The sequence below is a fragment of the Sphingomonas sp. PL20 genome (genome assembly GCF_017875905.1).
Lineage (GTDB): Bacteria > Pseudomonadota > Alphaproteobacteria > Sphingomonadales > Sphingomonadaceae > Sphingomonas > Sphingomonas echinoides.
The window spans coordinates 3,527,379-3,544,013 of the sequence record NZ_JAGINH010000002.1 but is presented as its reverse complement, the minus strand read 5'-3'; the positions used below and the strand labels follow the sequence as shown (position 1 = coordinate 3,544,013).

General features: G+C 64.5%; 11 protein-coding genes. 7 read left to right on the top strand and 4 right to left on the bottom strand.

Annotated elements, in window-relative coordinates; genetic code table 11:
• Positions 1–73: 73 nt before the first annotated feature.
• The 6 genes from H4W01_RS16570 to rpoN all read left to right on the top strand — a co-directional run bounded on the left by H4W01_RS16570 (position 74) and on the right by rpoN (position 5,243).
• The gene (locus tag H4W01_RS16570; RefSeq protein ID WP_209612516.1) at positions 74–850 is read left to right on the top strand and encodes a TerC family protein; all 777 of its coding nucleotides are present in this window, start codon (positions 74–76) and stop codon (positions 848–850) included.
• Between the two features lie 47 nt (positions 851–897).
• Positions 898–1,518, top strand: coding sequence for a ribonuclease D (locus H4W01_RS16565; protein WP_209612514.1), 621 nt, complete (start codon positions 898–900; stop codon positions 1,516–1,518).
• Entirely contained in the window at positions 1,511–2,146 is a 636-nt protein-coding gene (lptC, locus tag H4W01_RS16560) for an LPS export ABC transporter periplasmic protein LptC (protein WP_010405003.1), read from the top strand. Before H4W01_RS16565 ends, lptC begins: the two co-directional genes overlap by 8 nt.
• Positions 2,147–2,151: 5 nt before the next feature.
• A complete protein-coding gene (locus H4W01_RS16555) occupies positions 2,152–2,676 on the top strand; it encodes an LptA/OstA family protein (RefSeq protein WP_010405000.1) in 525 nt (174 codons plus the stop codon).
• Between the two features lie 144 nt (positions 2,677–2,820).
• Positions 2,821–3,597, top strand: a complete 777-nt coding sequence (gene lptB / locus H4W01_RS16550; RefSeq protein ID WP_010404999.1) for an LPS export ABC transporter ATP-binding protein — start codon at positions 2,821–2,823, stop codon at positions 3,595–3,597.
• A gap of 128 nt (positions 3,598–3,725) precedes the next feature.
• Positions 3,726–5,243: an RNA polymerase factor sigma-54 gene (rpoN, locus tag H4W01_RS16545; RefSeq protein WP_209612512.1), complete on the top strand. Its 1,518-nt coding sequence runs from the start codon at positions 3,726–3,728 to the stop codon at positions 5,241–5,243.
• A 39-nt stretch (positions 5,244–5,282) separates the two neighbouring features.
• Here rpoN and H4W01_RS16540 read toward each other — a convergent pair whose 3' ends face one another.
• The gene (locus H4W01_RS16540) at positions 5,283–7,229 is read right to left on the bottom strand and encodes a sialate O-acetylesterase (protein WP_209612510.1); all 1,947 of its coding nucleotides are present in this window, start codon (positions 7,227–7,229) and stop codon (positions 5,283–5,285) included.
• A gap of 254 nt (positions 7,230–7,483) precedes the next feature.
• Between H4W01_RS16540 and H4W01_RS16535 the strand changes: the two genes are divergently transcribed.
• Complete coding sequence (locus H4W01_RS16535) at positions 7,484–9,055, top strand: alpha-N-arabinofuranosidase (protein ID WP_209612508.1); 1,572 nt, start codon at positions 7,484–7,486, stop codon at positions 9,053–9,055.
• Positions 9,056–9,315: 260 nt separating this feature from the next.
• Here the strand turns inward: H4W01_RS16535 and H4W01_RS16530 are convergent, their stop codons facing one another.
• The 3 genes from H4W01_RS16530 to H4W01_RS16520 are packed head-to-tail and all read right to left on the bottom strand — an operon-like array spanning position 9,316 to position 16,621.
• Positions 9,316–12,006, bottom strand: coding sequence for a glycoside hydrolase family 3 C-terminal domain-containing protein (locus H4W01_RS16530; protein WP_209612505.1), 2,691 nt, complete (start codon positions 12,004–12,006; stop codon positions 9,316–9,318).
• A gap of 42 nt (positions 12,007–12,048) precedes the next feature.
• Positions 12,049–13,590: a tryptophan halogenase family protein gene (locus tag H4W01_RS16525; RefSeq protein WP_209612503.1), complete on the bottom strand. Its 1,542-nt coding sequence runs from the start codon at positions 13,588–13,590 to the stop codon at positions 12,049–12,051.
• Positions 13,591–13,648: 58 nt separating this feature from the next.
• Complete coding sequence (locus H4W01_RS16520; protein ID WP_209613414.1) at positions 13,649–16,621, bottom strand: TonB-dependent receptor; 2,973 nt, start codon at positions 16,619–16,621, stop codon at positions 13,649–13,651.
• Positions 16,622–16,635: the final 14 nt, after the last annotated feature.

Here is a 16,635-nt window from a genome sequence, read left to right as displayed (position 1 = left end):
AAATTCGTCCAAAATGCGGCGCTTCCTGTGTCGATCTTGCGCGAGCGTGGCAATACCGGCACAGGATGGCGCTATGTCGCTCCTCCATTTGCTCGCCAATCCCGCCGCCTGGGCGGCACTTGCCACGTTGATCGTCATGGAGATCGTGCTCGGCATCGACAATCTCGTCTTTATTTCGCTGCTGTCGAACAAGCTGCCTGAGGGGCAGCGGGTGAAGGTGCGCCGCGTCGGGATCGGGCTGGCCCTGGGGCTTCGGCTGGTGCTGCTGTCGGCAATCGCCTGGATCGCCGGGCTGGTCGAGCCGGTGTTCGATCTGGGGATTGCCGGTGCGGTCGATGCGCACGGCGTGCCGTCCTTCGAAACCGCTTTTTCGGTGCGCGACCTGATCCTGATCGCGGGCGGGCTGTTTCTGCTGTGGAAGGCGACCACCGAGATCCATCACACAATCGACCCCGACGATTCGGGCGACGTGCTCGACAAGAAGAGTTCGGTCGCGATGTCGTTCGGCGCGGCGATCGTGCAGATCCTGCTGCTCGACATGGTGTTTTCGATCGATTCGATCCTGACCGCGATCGGCATGACCGACGATTTGCCGGTGATGATCGTCGCCGTGATCGTCGCGGTCGGGGTGATGCTGGTGGCGGCGACGCCGCTTGCCAATTTCATCGATCGTAACCCGACCGTGGTGATGCTGGCGCTCGGCTTTCTGCTGATGATCGGCGCGGTGCTGATCGCCGATGGCTTCGGCGTGCATGTGCCAAAGGGGTATATCTACGCGGCAATGGCGTTTTCGGCGCTGGTCGAAACGCTCAACATCGCCGCGCGCAAGGCCCGCGCGCGGCAGCGCTAACGGCGGACCCCATTGAGCACGCATCGATTCGCCGCTAGGGCCGCGCGATGACAGTGCATCTCCACGAAGAAGACATCCCCGCCAATCTGTTCGTCCCCGGCGTCGACATTGCCGTCGACACCGAGACGATGGGCCTGATCACGCCGCGCGACCGGCTGTGCCTGGTGCAGCTTTCCGATGGCGGGCCGGACGAGCATCTCGTGCGCTTTGCCCCCGACAGCGATTATGCCGCGCCCAATTTGCGTGCGCTGCTGGCCGATCCGGCACGGGTGAAGCTGTTCCACTTCGCCCGCTTCGATCTCGCCGCGATCAGCCATTATCTCGAAGTGACCGCAGCCCCGGTCTATTGCACCAAGATCGCCTCGCGCCTCGTGCGGACCTATACCGATCGCCACGGGCTGAAGGAGCTGGTGCGCGAATTGCTGGGGCAGGACATTTCCAAGGCGCAGCAATCGTCCGACTGGGGCGGCCCGGTGCTGAGCGACGCGCAGAAGGATTATGCCGCGTCGGACGTGCGCTATCTCCACGCGATGCGCAACGAGCTCGACGTGCGGCTGGCGCGCGAAGGGCGCACCGAGCTGGCGCAGGCGTGTTTCCAGTTCCTGCCATGGCGCGCCGAGCTCGATCTGGCGGGTTGGCCGGAGGTCGATATTTTCGCGCATGCCTGATTCGGGGGCCATCCGCAGCCAGCGCCTGATCTGGGCCGCGCCGGGCAGCAGCCACGATCGCACGATCGGCGTGCTGCGCGTGGTGCTGCCGATTCTGATCGGCGTGCTGGCCGCGTTTGTGGTGGTGCTGCCGCTGTATTCGGGCGGCGATGTCAGCTTCCTGCTCGACAAGAATAAGGTCGAAGTCGCCAAGGAACGGCTGCGCGTGCAGTCGGCCACCTATCGCGGCAATGACGATAAGGGGCAGCCCTTCGCTTTGGTGGCGGGGTCGGCGATCCAGAAGAGTTCGGCCGAGCCGATCGTCTGGCTGCAGCAATTGTCGGCGCAAATCGGGCTGTCCGACGGGCCGGCCGATGTGGTTGGTGATCGCGGCCATTATAATATGGATCGTCAGCAAGTGACGATCGATGGGCCGTTGCAGGTGAAAAGCAGCGGCGGCTACCGGCTCGATACGCAGAATTCGACGCTCGATCTCAAGTCCAAGACGTTGAAAAGCGGGGGTGCCGTTACGGGTACGGTGCCGCAGGGCACGTTCAGCGGCGACCAGATGAACGCCGATCTTGAGAATCATGTTGTTCGGCTGGACGGTAATGCCCGCTTGCGGATCGTCCCGCGAAAGACGAGATAGCGCACATGCGTCGCACCCTTGCCCTTATCGCCCTGTCGTCCGCCCTTGCGGGGGCAGCATATGCGCAGACTGCGCATAATTCGACTGCGCCGATCAATTTCTCGGCCGACCATATCGAACTGCAGGACAAGGCCAATCGCGCGGTGCTGACGGGCAATGTCGTGGTCAAGCAAGCCGAGATGACGCTGAATTCCGCGCGGATGACAGTCGCTTACACCGGCCAGATCGTGGATGGCAGCCCGCAAGTGTCGCGCCTCGACGCCTCGGGCAGCGTCACCGTCACGCGGCCCGACCAGACCGCGCGCAGCAATTTCGCGGTGTACGATCTCAACAAGCGCGTGGTGACGATGCTGGGCGCGGTCACGCTGATCCAGGGCGGCAACACCGTCAATGGCGGTCGGCTGACGATCAACCTCGATACCGGGCGCGCGGTGATCGACGGCAATTCGGTGGGCGGCGGTGCGACCGGAACCAAGAGCAGTGGCGGTCGCGTCAGCGGCACCTTCTCGGTGCCCAAGCGCGACAACTGAGGCGACCGCGCGCACGCTTCGGCTGGCGGCATCTTCCCAGCCGAACGGGTTTCGCCTAGGTTGCGCACGCGACCATGCACGAATCCTGCCAAATACGGCGCGGTAACCTTTCGTTCACTCTAAAGTGCGAGCACGGGACCTGTAATGACCGAGACCCTCACCCTCGAAAACGCCCCGCCGATCGCCGAAGTGCCGGTGCTGGACGGCTTGTCGGTCGTGTCGATCGCCAAATCCTATGACAAGCGCAGCGTTTTGACCGATGTGTCGCTGTCGGTCGGCAAGGGTGAGGTGATCGGCCTGCTCGGCCCGAACGGTGCGGGCAAGACGACGTGCTTCTATTCGGTGATGGGGCTGGTGAAGCCCGATTCGGGCCGGATCATGCTCGACGGGCAGGATATTACCGGCCTGCCCATGTATCGCCGCGCGATCCTGGGGCTTGGCTATTTGCCGCAGGAAACCTCGATCTTTCGCGGCATGACGGTCGAGCAGAACATCCTGAGCGTGCTCGAACTCGCGGTGCCCGACAAGGCGCAGCGCATGGCGCGGCTGACCACCTTGCTCGACGAGTTCGGGCTGACGCGGTTGCGCGATTCCCCGTCGATGGCGCTGTCGGGCGGTGAACGCCGCCGCGCCGAGATTGCGCGCGCGCTCGCGGCTGATCCTTCGATCATGCTGCTCGACGAACCGTTTGCGGGGATCGATCCGCTGTCGATCGCCGACATTCGTGACTTGATCTGCGAACTCAAGAAGCGCGGCATCGGCGTGCTGATCACCGATCATAACGTGCGCGAAACGCTCGAAATCGTCGATCGTGCCTATATCATCTATGATGGCCGCGTGCTGTTCACCGGCTCGCCCGAGGAACTGGTGGCGGACGCAAACGTGCGGCGGCTGTATCTGGGCGAGGGCTTCTCGCTTTAGGGTATGCGGAGTGCTCTTAATCCGTTCGTGCTGAGCTTGTCGAAGCACTGCTCGCCGCAGATGGGACCTCGCTCGCTGTGCGGGCCCTTCGACAGGCTCAGGGCGAACGGTATTTGGGTGGCCAGCCGATGAGCCTCGCGCCGCGCCTCGACCTGCGCCAGTCGCAATCGCTGGTGATGACGCCGCAATTGCAGCAGGCGATTCGCTTGTTGGCGTTGTCGAACCTCGAGGTTGAGGGCTTCCTCGCCGAGGAGATCGAGCGCAACCCGCTGCTCGAGGCAAGAGCACCCGATGATGACGGGCCGACCCAGGAACGCGAAGCCGATGCGCCGATCCGCGACGAACCCGCCACCGCCGACCAATTGCTGATCAGCGGCGGCGATGCCGGGGAGGCCTCGCTCGACGTCGATTTCACCGCCGAGAGCTTCCACCACGACAGCGCATCGGATTCGATCGGCGATCAGCCGGGCGCGGCGGGCATGGACGGGGCGCTTGGCCTCAACGGGGCCAGCAGCGGTGGTGGCCTAGGTGAAGATGGCCCCGATTTCGACAGCTTCGCCGATACCGCGCTGACGCTGCAGGACCATTTGCTCGCCCAAGCGGGGACGGCGGTGGATGGACCGGACCTGTTCATCGCGGCGCATCTGATCGACCAGATCGACGAATGCGGCTACCTCACCGCTTCGCTGCTCGATGTCGCGACTCGTCTGGGCGTGCCGCTGGTGCGGATCGAGGCGGTGCTCGGCATCATCCAGACCTTCGATCCGACCGGCGTCGGCGCGCGTGATCTGGCCGAATGCCTCGCGCTGCAAGCCAAGGAGGCCGATCGCTACGATCCGTGCATGGCGCGGCTGATCGACAATCTCGACCTGGTCGCGCGCGGCGATCTCGCGCGGCTCAGGCGATTGTGCGATGTCGACGACGAGGATCTCGCCGACATGATCCGTGAATTGCGCGGCTATGATCCCAAGCCCGGCTGCCGTTATGGCGGGGAACCGACCCAGGCGGTGGTGCCCGATCTGTTCGTGGCCAAGCGCAAGGATGGCTGGGGGATCGAGATCAACGCCGCCACGCTGCCGCGCGTGCTGGTCAACCGCAGCTATTATAGCGAATTGTCGACCGCGCGCGGCGACAAGGCAAGCAAGGCGTGGCTGGGCGACATGCTCGCCAGCGCTAATTGGCTGGTGAAGGCGCTCGACCAGCGCCAGCGCACGATCATCAAGGTCGCGACCGAGATCGTGAAACAGCAGGAGGCGTTCTTCCTGCACGGCGTCGCGCATCTGAAGCCGATGACGCTGCGCCAGGTGGCGGATGCGATCGAGATGCACGAATCGACGGTGAGCCGCGTCACCAGCAACAAATATCTGTCGTGCGCGCGCGGTCTGTATGAGTTGAAATACTTCTTCACCTCGGCGATCCAATCGTCCGACGGCGGCGATGCGGTGTCGGCGCAGGCGGTGAAATCGGCGATCAAGGCGCTGATCGCGGGCGAGGGCGACAAGATCCTGTCGGACGATACGCTGGTCGAACTGCTCAACGCCAAGGGCTTTGACATCGCGCGGCGCACCGTCGCCAAATATCGCGAGGCGCTGGGCATCGGGTCGTCGGTGCAGCGCCGCCGCGCGCGGGCGCTGGGGGCGGGCTGAACGGCGCGCTCGGCTGTCGCTAGGGTATAGGTGCGGCGATCACTTAACCGGCAGTTCGAACGGCCCCGCTGGCAATTGCGCCGCGTCGACCAGATTGACGACCGGAAAATCCGCCCAAGCATAGCGCACCCGCGTGACGGGGCGATTGTCGCTTGAAAGCGAGACCTGGTTGCCCGCGACGGTCGCACGGGCATAACGGCAGGAGCCCGCGTCAGCGCCGCACAGCTCGAAGCCAGTCGCGTAATCGGCGCTGCGCGAGTGCAGCGCCCCTGTCACGCCGGTAAAGGTCACGGTCACCGTGCCAGCGGCGTCGCGCGTGGCTGCCACGGGCTGCGGTCCCGACGCCGACGCGGTTTGTCCATAAACGAGGGAGCCCATCGCGCGCGCCAGCCTCCGCCCGACTTCATGCTTCTCGCCCGGATGAATATCGAGGGCGTCGCCAAGGTCGAGCGTCACCGCCACCGCCGCATGGCCGTCTTCCTGCGCTACGCGGCGCTGGTCGTCGCGGACTCGCGCCCAGCCGCTCTCACCCGGCGCGATCGATGGCGCGCCAAAACCAGCGAGCGACACGATCGCAAAGGGCAAGTGCGGCTGCGCCACTTGATGCCGCCACTCGGCCATCATCGCCTTCAGGCGGTCGGCATAGCCGGGGATGTCCGTATCGGATTCGCCTTGATACCAGGCCACGCCCGCCAGCGCGGTTTGGCCGAGCGGGGCGATCATCGCATTGTAGATCGTGCCCGCGCCGGTGATCTCGTCCCAAGGGACGCGAGGTGAGGTGCCGCTGATGTGTTTGGCGACCGCATAGCGCCAGCCATCGGCGATCGGCACGCTGCTGCCATCGGCGAAGGTCAGCTTCATCGCCTCCGCCGGGCCGGGCATGCCACCCGTCGCATAGGCATTTTCCACGTTGACGGTGATGACATTGCGTCCGGCCACGAACGTGCCGGCGGGGACGGTGTACATCCGCGCGTCCCAGCCACCGCGCCCGCCAACGGGTTTTCCGTTGATCCAGGTGCGATCGGCATCGTCGACCGCGCCGATGGCGATCGTCGCCATCTGGCGGGCTTGGTCGGGCGTCAAAGTGACCGTCTTTTGATACCACAGCATGCCAAGATAGGTCTCGAGCGCTGGCACGCCCCACTCTTCGTAAAAGGCGATCTTCGGGACCGGCTGCCAGTCGAGCGCAGCGTCCGCTTGCCACGGTTCGTGCCCGCGCGCGTCGCCGGTCTTGTCGCGCCACCAACTTTCCCAGGTGGCGCTCGCGCTGCGTTCGGCAGCGGCGGGGTCGCGAGCGTAGAGCGACAGCAGGTCGGCTTGCGCGCCGCGCCCTGCGGCGCGCTGCGCCTCTTCGCCCATCCAGGCCGCGATTTGCGACCCGCCCCAGCTCGAGTGGATCGCGCCAATCGGCACCTTGGCCACCTTGCGCAGCGCTTGCACCATGTAGAAGCAGGCGGCTGAAAAGCCGCCGGTCGTCTTGGCGTCGGCGGCGCTCCAATTGGGCTGTTGCGCGAACCGGTCACGCGGTGTCGCCGATGTGCGCTTGGCGACGGTCACCAGGCGCAGCTGGTTGTCGGCGCTCCCCATGATCGCGCCGATCGCGTCCTGCGCGCGCTCGACCGGCAGCTCCATATTGCTTTGGCCCGAACAGAGATAGACATCGCCGATCAGCACGTCGTGCAGCGCGGTTGTGCCGCTTGGGGCCATCACCAGAACGTCATAGGGGCCGCCTGCGGGCAAGGGTGGCACGGTGACGCGGAAATGCCCGTCGCGGTCCGCGCGGGCTTGGGCGGAGTGGCCGGCCAGCACGACGGTCACTGGCTCTCCGGCGATCGCGTCGCCCGTCACCACGATCGGCTGGTTGCGCTGGATGACGCCGTGGTCGGACAGCAGGCCACCCACGGTTGGCGCAGCAGCGGCAGGAGCGACGAGGGTGCAGAAGGCCAGCGCGAGCGCGCTCGTTCCCAAAGCATAGGTGCGACGCATGAACGACCCTCTCCATCGAACCGTCTGACGATTGCGCGTTTCACGCCGTTGACGCACTGGCTCTGTGCTTATACTCAGACAATATAACGGAAAGCGCAAGGGCTCGTCAGCGCTCTTTGCGGGGGTGAGGGGGGAGTGTTGCGTTTGATCTGCAATCCCGCGCGGCGTCTGGCCGCCCCGAAACACTCGCCCTTCCTGATACCGGTCGCGCTTTCGCCGACTTCCCCCACGCTCTGCGTCAAAGGACCCCTGTCATGATCCGTCGCGCCCACCTTTTGCTCGGCCTTGCTCTTGTCGCCACGCTGCCCGGCGCGGGCTTTGCCCAGGACACTATTGGCAGCGCCAGCGGCCCGACGGCCACGCTGCATGGCGATCAGCCGGGCCCCGTGATGAACCGGCAAGTGTTCGGCCAGTTTGCCGAACATCTCGGCCACGGCATCTATGGCGGCATCTGGGTTGGGGAAACGTCCTCGATTCCCAACGACCATGGCTATCGCCGCGACGTGCTCGAGGCATTGCGCGCGATCAAGGTGCCGGTGGTGCGCTGGCCCGGCGGCTGCTTTGCTGATGAATATCACTGGCGTGACGGGGTGGGGCCGCGCGGCAAACGCCCGGTCAAGATCAACACCAATTGGGGCGGCGTCAACGAAGACAATGCATTTGGCACGATCGAATATATGGGCTTTGTCGAGCGGCTGGGGGCAGAGGCCTATGTCTCCGCCAATGTCGGCAGCGCACCACCGAGCGAGACCGCGCAATGGGTCGAATATATGACCTCGCCGAACGGATCGACGCTCGCCAAGCAACGCGCAGCGGACGGTCATGCGGCACCGTTCAAGGTCCCCTATTTCGGCATCGGCAATGAGCTGTGGGGCTGCGGTGGCAACATGCGCGCCGAATATGCTGCGGACCTGACCAATCGCTATGCGCTCTTCGCCAAGTCGGGCACCGGCAAGATGCTCAAGATCGCCAGCGGTCCAAGCGACGCCAATTATGAGTGGACCGACACGCTGATGCGGCTGTCGGGCAAGAATATCGATGGTCTTTCGCTGCATTATTATACGCGCCCGCGCGACCAGGAATGGAAGGACAAGGGGGCCGCGCTCGGCTTTCCGGAGAGCGAATGGGCCAGCACGATGGCGCACACGCTGCAAATGGACGAGTTCGTCACCAAGCATTCGGCGATCATGGACAAATATGATCCGGCCAAGAAGGTATGGCTGGTCGTCGATGAATGGGGCACCTGGTACGATCCCGCGCCCGGCAGCAATCCGGGCTTCCTCGTCCAGCAGAACAGTGTGCGCGACGCGGTGGTCGCGGGGCTCAACCTCAACATCTTCGCGCATCATGCCGACCGCGTGAAGATGGCGGCGATCGCGCAGATGGTGAATGTGCTGCAGGCGATGCTGCTCACCGACGGCGCGAAGATGGTCAAAACGCCGACCTATTGGGTGTTCGATCTGTACAAGCCGTGGCAGGACGCGACAGTCTTGCCGATCGATGTGAAGTCGCCCTGGTATCACAAGGATGCAACGGCACTTCCCGCGATCAGTGCGTCGGCGGTGCGTGACACGGCCGGGCAAGTGCATGTCGCGTTGGTCAATCTCGATCCCAACCGCGCGATCCCGCTGTCGATCGCGCTGGCCGGCGTCACTGCCAGCAGCGTTTCGGGACGGATCGTCACGGGCACGACGATGGACGCGCATAACAGCTTTGAGCAGCCCGATGTGGTCAAGGCGGTCGCCTTCACCGGCGCGCATGTGAGCGGTGGCACGCTGAGCACGACGTTGCCGCCTATGTCGGTCGTGGTGCTCGATTTGCAGTGAGGCCGCGAGGGCGGTCCTACGCTGTAGGTGCGGACCGCCTTTGGGGCTCTGGGTTTATGTGAAAATATCCCGACTTCCTCCCCTCCCTGAAAGGGAGGGGTTGGGGGCGGGTTGGCCTCAGTAGGGCGAGACCTTTGTCTCTCGTGCCGACCCAAGTAGCCGGGCCACGCGGCGAGCGCCCTCGAACCCCTGTCCCACCCTCCACGGGCCGACCCACCCCCGGCCCCTCCCTTTCAGGGAGGGGAGAAGTTGCCTATTCGTCAGAGCGGCAGCCGGACCGCGCGGCTGGTGGTGAAGCTGGCGGTGCTGGTCGGCACGCCGGTGTCGGGTTGGCCCGACCCCACGCTGACGCGGTATTGGCCCGCCATCACTTGGCGCGTTCCGTCGACCGCCACTGCGCTCAAGTCGCGGGGCGACAGGTCGAAGCTGATGACGCGATGCTCGCCCGGCTTGAGCGTTATGCGTTGATAGCCCCGCAAGGCGACGCGCGGGGTGCCTGGTTGATCGGGGAAATTGAGGTAGAGCTGCGCCACTTCGTCGCCCGAGCGCTGGCCGGTGTTGCTGACCTCGGTCGTCACGCGCAGCCCGGTCTCGGCACCGCCGGCGGCAGGCGTCACTGTCAGCGGGGCGTAGGCGAAGCGCGTGAAGCTCAGGCCATAGCCGAACGGGTAAACGGGCGTGCCGGTGAAGTAGCGATAGGTGCGCCCCGTCATCGCATAATCGTCGAAGGGCGGGAGGTCGGCCACGCTGTGGTAGAAGGTCAGCGGCAAGCGACCGGCGGGATTGGTCTTGCCGGTCAGCACGTTGGCGACCGCGAGCCCGCCCGACTGGCCGGGATACCAGGCCTCGACGATCGCGGCGGCATTGTCCTTGGCCCAGGCAAGGTTGATCGGGCTGCCGTTCATCGCGATCACGATCAGCGGTTTGCCGGTCGCCTTTGCGCGTTCCAGCAGCGCTTGCTGTTCGGCGGGCAGGTCGAGCGAGGTCTTGTCGCCGCCCTTGAAGCCCGGAATGTCGGTGCCGGTTTCCTCGGCCTCCATGTCGGACGTCAGCCCGACCACCGCGACGAGCACGTCGGCCTTGGCAGCGGCGGCGGCGAGATCGGCCTCGGGCTGCGCCGAGATCCGCTTCCACACGAGGTCGGTATTGCCGAAGCCGCGCGCGGTCGAGACCAGCCGCAGGCGATAGCGCTGACCCTTTTGCAGTGTCACCGTCTTGAGCGTGGGCAGCGGGCTGTGATGCTCGCCGCCGACATCGAGGAAGGTGTGCCCGTCAATCTCGAGCAGCCCGCTGCCGCCGAGGCCAAGGCGATAGCTGCCCGTCTCGGGTGCTACCAGAAACCCGGTCCATTCGGTGCGGTGATAATCGTTGACGGTCGGGAGATCGAAGGCGCGTGCGGCAACGTCGGCCTCGCGCCGGGTTACGGCGGGGCGATCCTGATAGGCGAGCGCGGCGAGGATGGCCCGGTCGGTGCCGGGCTTGAACGGCAGGACGGGCGGGGTGACCGGGTTGAAATAGCGCGCGAGCAGCCCGGGCTTACCGTCTGGCCCAAGCAGCGCTGTGGGCGGCACGCGATCGCCATCGGTGATCGATTCCCCGAAGGGCACCAGCGTCACCGTGCTGGCACCGGCGGCTTGGCGCAGACCCTCCACTACCGACACCGGCGGCGCGGACTGCGTCGAGGAATAATTGCCGCGCAGCACGCGCGTCGCATCGCCCAGCGGGCCGACCACCGAGATCCGCGCGCCGGGGCGCAGCGGCAGCACGCCGTCATTCTTGAGCAGCACCAGGCTCTTTTCGGCGGCATCCAGCGCGAGCGCCCTATGATCGGGCGTGAGGATCGCGCTTACCGGCATCACGGTCGGTGCGCCCGCCACGCCCGGCAAATCGCCATTGCGCAGGCGCGCGGAGAACAGCCGTACCAGCGTACGATCGATATCGCCCTGCGAAATCAGGTTGCGCTTGAGCGCGTCGCCAAACCGATCGGGCAGGCCGCCGATATCGCCGATCGTCTGCGTGTTGCATTCATTGTCGACGCCCGCCTTCATCGCTGCCGCGACGGCGGTCGCCTGGTCGGGGGCGTATTTGTGATTGTCGGCAATGTCCTTCACCGCGTCGCAATCGGACACGACATAGCCGGTAAAGCCCCAGGCACCGCGCAGATGGTCCTTGAGCAGCAGGTCGCTGGCGCACGCCGGCTGCCCCTCGATCCGATTATAGGCGCACATGATCGAACCCGCGCGCCCCTCGACGATAGCCGCGCGGAAGGCGGGGAGGTAGGTATCCTCCAAATCGTGCGGCGAGACATAGACGTTGGCGGCGTGGCGCGTCGATTCCGGGCCACTATGGACCGCGAAATGCTTGGGCGTAGAGATCACGCGCGGCAGATCCGGGTTTGGCCCCTGCATGCCCGTTACGAACGCAACGCCCATGCGCGCGGCGAGATAGGGGTCCTCGCCATAGGTCTCCTGGCCGCGGCCCCAGCGCGGATCGCGGAAGATGTTGATGTTGGGCGACCACGTATCGAGCCCGGTGCCGATCCGGCCGAGCTTGCCCGTCTGCCGACCCTGCGTGTGGAGCGCGCGCACCTCGGTGCTGATCGCGTCGGCGACCTGATGAACGAGCGGCGCATCGAAGCTTGCCGCGAGGCCGATCGGCTCAGGGAAGTTGGTGGTGGGGATCGGCCCGAGCGCCCCGTGGAGCGATTCCGTCCACCAATTATACGCCGGGATCTTCAGCCGTGGGATCGCAGGCGCGACGTTGAGCAATTGCGGCAACTTCTCCTCGGTCGTCATCTGCGCAACCAGCGTTGCCGCAAGGCGGTCGGCCTCGGCGCGCGCCACGCTGGGTGGCGCTGCGCCGGGTAGGTCCTGCGCTTGCGATGCAATGGTCGCGACGCTGGCGCTCACCAGCAGCAGCGCGCGCGATGCGAAAGAGACGGTCGATGCCATGCTGTACCTCAAATCCGGGGGAGGGAAGGAGTCGTCGGAGGATCAGATCGTCGGCAATCCATGCTCGACGATCTTGCGGATCAAATCACGGTGTCGTGGCAAGCCTGCGCGCAGCCGTTCGGTCTGGGTCGCGGCTTCGCGCCGTGCCTGCGCCGCGAGCCGGGTTTCGCCCGCGATCGCATCGCGCGAGACTTGGGTGTGAAAGTTCATGCCATAGAGCACATATTGATAGCTCGCCGCCGGGAAGACTTCCTCGACACGGTCAAATTCGTCGTGGAACCAGGGCGGCTGGTATTTCCACAGGGTCAGCAGATCGCGCAGCCGGTCGGGGATCGATTCGGGCCGGACATTGTCGCGCCAGAAATCGCTGTCGGTGCGCTTGGTCAGCACATAATGCAGCTTCAGGAAATCGATGATCCGGCCCCAGCGGTACAGCGTCGTAGCGTTGAAGCGCGCGGCGAGGATGTCCATCACTTCGCGGCACACCGGCATCTGTTCGGCCACCAGCTTGGCGGACAGTTCGATCAGCACGATCGCCGATGCCTCAAGCGGCTCGAGAAAACCGGCGGCGAGGCCGATCGCGACGCAATTGTTTTTCCAGAAGGTTTCGCGGTGCCCGGCCCGGATCGCCAGTTTGCGCGCCGCCAGATCGCGGCCACGCGGGCCGAGATAGGCGCGCAATTCCTGCTCGGCGGCATCGTCGGAAATGTGACTGCTCGAATAGACGTGCCCGACGCCGCGCCGCGTCGGCAAGCCGATATCCCAGATCCAGCCCGACGATTGCGCGGTCGAGATGGTGTGCGAAGCGATTGGCCCGTCCGGATCGTCATGCGGGATCTGCACCGCCAGCGCGGTGTCGCAAAACAGGGTGTCGCTGCAACTCTTGAACGGCACGTCGAGCGTCTTACCGATCAGCAGCGCGGCAAAGCCAGTGCAGTCGATGAACAGATCACCCGCGATCTCGCCCGCTTGTTCTGTGACGACGGCAAGGATGTCGCCATTTTCGGCCTGCGTCGCATGCTGGACATCGGCGAGCACATGGCGAACGCCGAGCGTTTCGCAGCAGTGCCGCTGGAGAAACCCTGCGAATTTCCCGGCGTCGAGATGATAGGCGTAGTTGGCGAGCGCCTCATATTCGGGGGTGGCGATCGTCTTGGGGGCAAGCCCGTCATCGCACAGCCGCCCTTGCGGCGAGACCATGTCGCAAAAGCTTTGGCCATGGCCGTCGGCCAGCCAATGCGTCGCAAGATTAACCCGCGAGAAGCTCTGCGGCAGCATCAGCGGATGATAATAGCCTTCATCGGGCTCGCCGGTTGTCCAGCGGGCGAAGCGCGCGCCTTGTTTGAACGATGCGTTGCATTCGCGGAAGAAATCGCTTTCCGACACACCGATTTTGGAAAGCGTCGTGCGCAGCGTCGGCCAAGTGCCTTCGCCAACCCCGATGATCGGCGTTCCTGCGGATTCGATCAGCGTGACCGAAAAGCCCTCTGCCATCCGGCTGCGATGCCGCGCGGCGATGATGCCGGCCGTCAGCCAACCAGCCGTCCCGCCACCGACGATGACGATGTTTTTGACGCTCTGCATCGCTCCCGACTACCAAAAATGGGGGGGTGCCGATACGGCACCCCCGAGGTGGCAGAGACTAGAAGCGGAAGCGCGCGCCTGCCAGATAGCGCCGTCCATAGTCGAACACATCGAGCAACTGATTGTCGAAGCGGCCGTGGGTGCTTTGCTGGTTGTTGTTGACGTTCTGGACTTCGCCAAACACGCTGAAGTGCTTGTTGATGTCATAGCTCGACGACAGATCGAGCTGCAGGCTCGAATTGACGAAGGTCGGCTCGGCCCCGAATTGTCCGGTATTCTGGTTCTGGCCGAACTGGAGCAGATATTTGTCGCGCCAGTTGAGGGCCGCCCGGAACTGGAAGCCGTGCTTGTCGTAGAAGCCAACGAAATTCGCCGAATTGGCCAGGCCGGTCACGGCAAAACCGGTCTGCGAGATGTTGGTCGGGTCATACGGCTTGTTGGTATCGACAAAGGTGGCGTTGGCGGTGAAGCCGAAGCCCGATTCGCCGAACACCTGCTGCCATGCAACCTCGACCCCGCGCACCGTCGCGTCGGGTCCGTTGACCTGTTGCGTCACCGCAAAGTTGGCGAGCTGCCCGGTGGTCGGATCGACCACGCCGTTGATAGACTGCCGCGTCACGCCGCCAACGATGAAGTTGCTGACGTTCTTGACGAAGAAATCGACCGAAACGTACGAATTGCGCTTGTAATACCATTCGGCCGCGACGTCGAAATTGTCCGACAGATACGGCTTGAGGTTGGGGTTGCCGCCGCTTGCCGTCAGCGCGTTGACGCGCTGGCCGCTGCCGACGTTGAGCACCGGCGACAGCAGGTTGAGCGCCGGGCGCGTCAGCGTACGCGAGGCGTCGAAGCGCAGCTGCAGCCGGTCGGTGACTTCAAGCCGCGCGTCGAGGGTCGGCAGCAGGAACGAATAGCTGCTCTTGCTCGACACCGTCTGCACCGGCGTATAGCTCGACACCGTCAGCAGCGTCGGATCGGCGCTGCTGGTGCTGAGCACCAACGGCAGGCGTCCCTGGCCGATCGAGGTTAGATGCGTGTTCTCGTTCCGCACGCCCGCGTTGAAGTGGAACGGCATGCTGCCGATATCGGCGGTGAAGTTGACACTCATGTAGAGCGACCAGGTCTTTTCGCGAACGTCCTGGATGCTGCCGGGGTCGACCGCTTCGTCAAAGGTTCCGGTGAAGCCTGTCACGCCCGAATAGTTATAGCCGGGGATGTTCTTGGTCTGCGGGTTGCCGAGGCTGGTCAGATAGTTCTGATAGGCGATCGGGTTGAACATGATCAACGACGGCGGCAGCGAGCCCTGGAAACCGGGGATGAAGTTGTTGGTCGAGATCGTGCCCTGATACAGGCTGCTTGGCAGCGGCGCGATGCCACCACCCTGCGCGGACGGTGTGCCGTAGCCGGCATAGGCCTGCCAGAAGTTGTTGGTGAAGGTGCTCTGGTTGCTGAGCTGGAAGCGGTCCTCGATATACTGTCCGCCGGCCTTGATCGTCAGATTGTCCTGATGCCAGGTCGCGTTGAAGCGCGCTTGCTTCAGGGTATCGGTGTTGCGCTGGGTCTGGTTGACGGTGACATGCGACCCGATCAGCGCCGGATTGGCGAAATCTGCGGCGGTGCCGTTGGGCCCAAAGGCGGTCAGCACCGGAATGGCGTTGCTGCTGTTGCCGAGAATTTGCAGCCCGGTCGTCGTGCCGAGCGCGCCACCATAGCCGATATCGCCATTCTGGCTGCCGATATTGCCGTCCGGATTACGCCAGCTCTGCGCGTAATTGAGATCGCCTTCGAGCGTCAGATGTTCGGTTGCGTCCCATTTCACGTTGCCGCCAATGGCGTTGGTCTGCAGCACTTCGGTGTTGATTGCCGAGGTGAAGTCGGTTGGTGAGCCGGTCTGCGTGAAGTTGGTAGTCTGCCCGTTCTTGTCGAGCTCGACGTTGCGCAGCGCGCCTTGGTTGAACCACACGCCGAAGCCGTAAATGTCGGTGACGACCTTCTGCCGCGAGAAATTGTCGTCGATCGTGACCATCACATCGTCCGACGGATGCCATTGCAGCGCGATGCGCCCGTCATAGCGTTCGTCCTTGGTGCGGTCCTGCTCGTAAACATATTGCTGCGGGAACCAGCCGACCACCGTCTGGCGATTGCGGGCGTCGGCATAGGCGGCGCTTTTGGAGTCGCTGGTTGGCGAGCAACTGGTCGCAGTGGTGCCCTTCAGCTGGCACGGCGCGTAATAGCCGCCCTCCCAGCCGTTCACGCCGACACGGTTGGTGTTGGTATCGCGGCGCGTGTAGATGAAGTCGGCCAGCACGCCGAGCGTGCCATTGGCAAAGGTGTCGCTCAGCAGCACGCCGCCGGTCGGAACGATCTTGCCCGAGCGATCCTGGATCGAGCCCGCAATGCTGGTCGCCAGACGGAACCCCGGATGATCGAACGGCTTGGGAAATTCGACATTGACGGTCGCGCCGATCGAGCTCGAGGTCAGCGCTACGTCGGGCGTCTTGAGGACGCTCAAGCGGCCGATGAAATCGGAACCGACGGTCGAGAAATCGATCTGGCGGTTGCCGGTCGCGGTCGAGATCCGACGACCATCATACAACGTGGTGTTGAAGTCGCCGCCAAAGCCGCGGACGGTGATGCCGGTGGCTTCGCCGCGTGCGCCCGAACGCTGGATCGACACGCCCGGCAGGCGCTGCAGCGAGGCCGCGACGTTCGAATCGGGGAATTTGCCGATGTCTTCGGACGAGATGGCGTCGACCACGCCAGTGGCCGAACGCTTGATGTCGAGGTTGCGCTGGAGCGAGCCGCGCAGACCCGTGACGATAATGTCCTGGCTGACCTCGTCGGGGGTGGCGGTGTCGGTCGCCGCTCCAGCCTGCGGCGTTACCACTTGCGTGGTCTGGATATTTTGGGCGTCGCTGGTTTGCGCTGCAGCCGGGTCTGCCAAAGCGAGCGCGAGCAAGCTCGGAGCGCCAATCAGGATAAATTTGCGCCGGCGTGAGCCTGATGAAGCGCTAATGCCGCGTGCGGTCATGTACGTCACAATCC

Bases quoted from the DNA above. Each gene is read 5' to 3' on its own strand.
- H4W01_RS16530 (WP_209612505.1), bottom strand. From the start codon at position 12,006: ATGGCATCGACCGTCTCTTTCGCATCGCGCGCGCTGCTGCTGGTGAGC.
- H4W01_RS16535 (WP_209612508.1), top strand. From the start codon at position 7,484: ATGATCCGTCGCGCCCACCTTTTGCTCGGCCTTGCTCTTGTCGCCACG.
- H4W01_RS16540 (WP_209612510.1), bottom strand. From the start codon at position 7,229: ATGCGTCGCACCTATGCTTTGGGAACGAGCGCGCTCGCGCTGGCCTTC.
- H4W01_RS16570 (WP_209612516.1), top strand. From the start codon at position 74: ATGTCGCTCCTCCATTTGCTCGCCAATCCCGCCGCCTGGGCGGCACTT.
- H4W01_RS16525 (WP_209612503.1), bottom strand. From the start codon at position 13,590: ATGCAGAGCGTCAAAAACATCGTCATCGTCGGTGGCGGGACGGCTGGT.
- H4W01_RS16555 (WP_010405000.1), top strand. From the start codon at position 2,152: ATGCGTCGCACCCTTGCCCTTATCGCCCTGTCGTCCGCCCTTGCGGGG.
- rpoN (WP_209612512.1), top strand. From the start codon at position 3,726: ATGAGCCTCGCGCCGCGCCTCGACCTGCGCCAGTCGCAATCGCTGGTG.
- lptC (WP_010405003.1), top strand. From the start codon at position 1,511: ATGCCTGATTCGGGGGCCATCCGCAGCCAGCGCCTGATCTGGGCCGCG.
- H4W01_RS16565 (WP_209612514.1), top strand. From the start codon at position 898: ATGACAGTGCATCTCCACGAAGAAGACATCCCCGCCAATCTGTTCGTC.
- lptB (WP_010404999.1), top strand. From the start codon at position 2,821: ATGACCGAGACCCTCACCCTCGAAAACGCCCCGCCGATCGCCGAAGTG.
- H4W01_RS16520 (WP_209613414.1), bottom strand. From the start codon at position 16,621: ATGACCGCACGCGGCATTAGCGCTTCATCAGGCTCACGCCGGCGCAAA.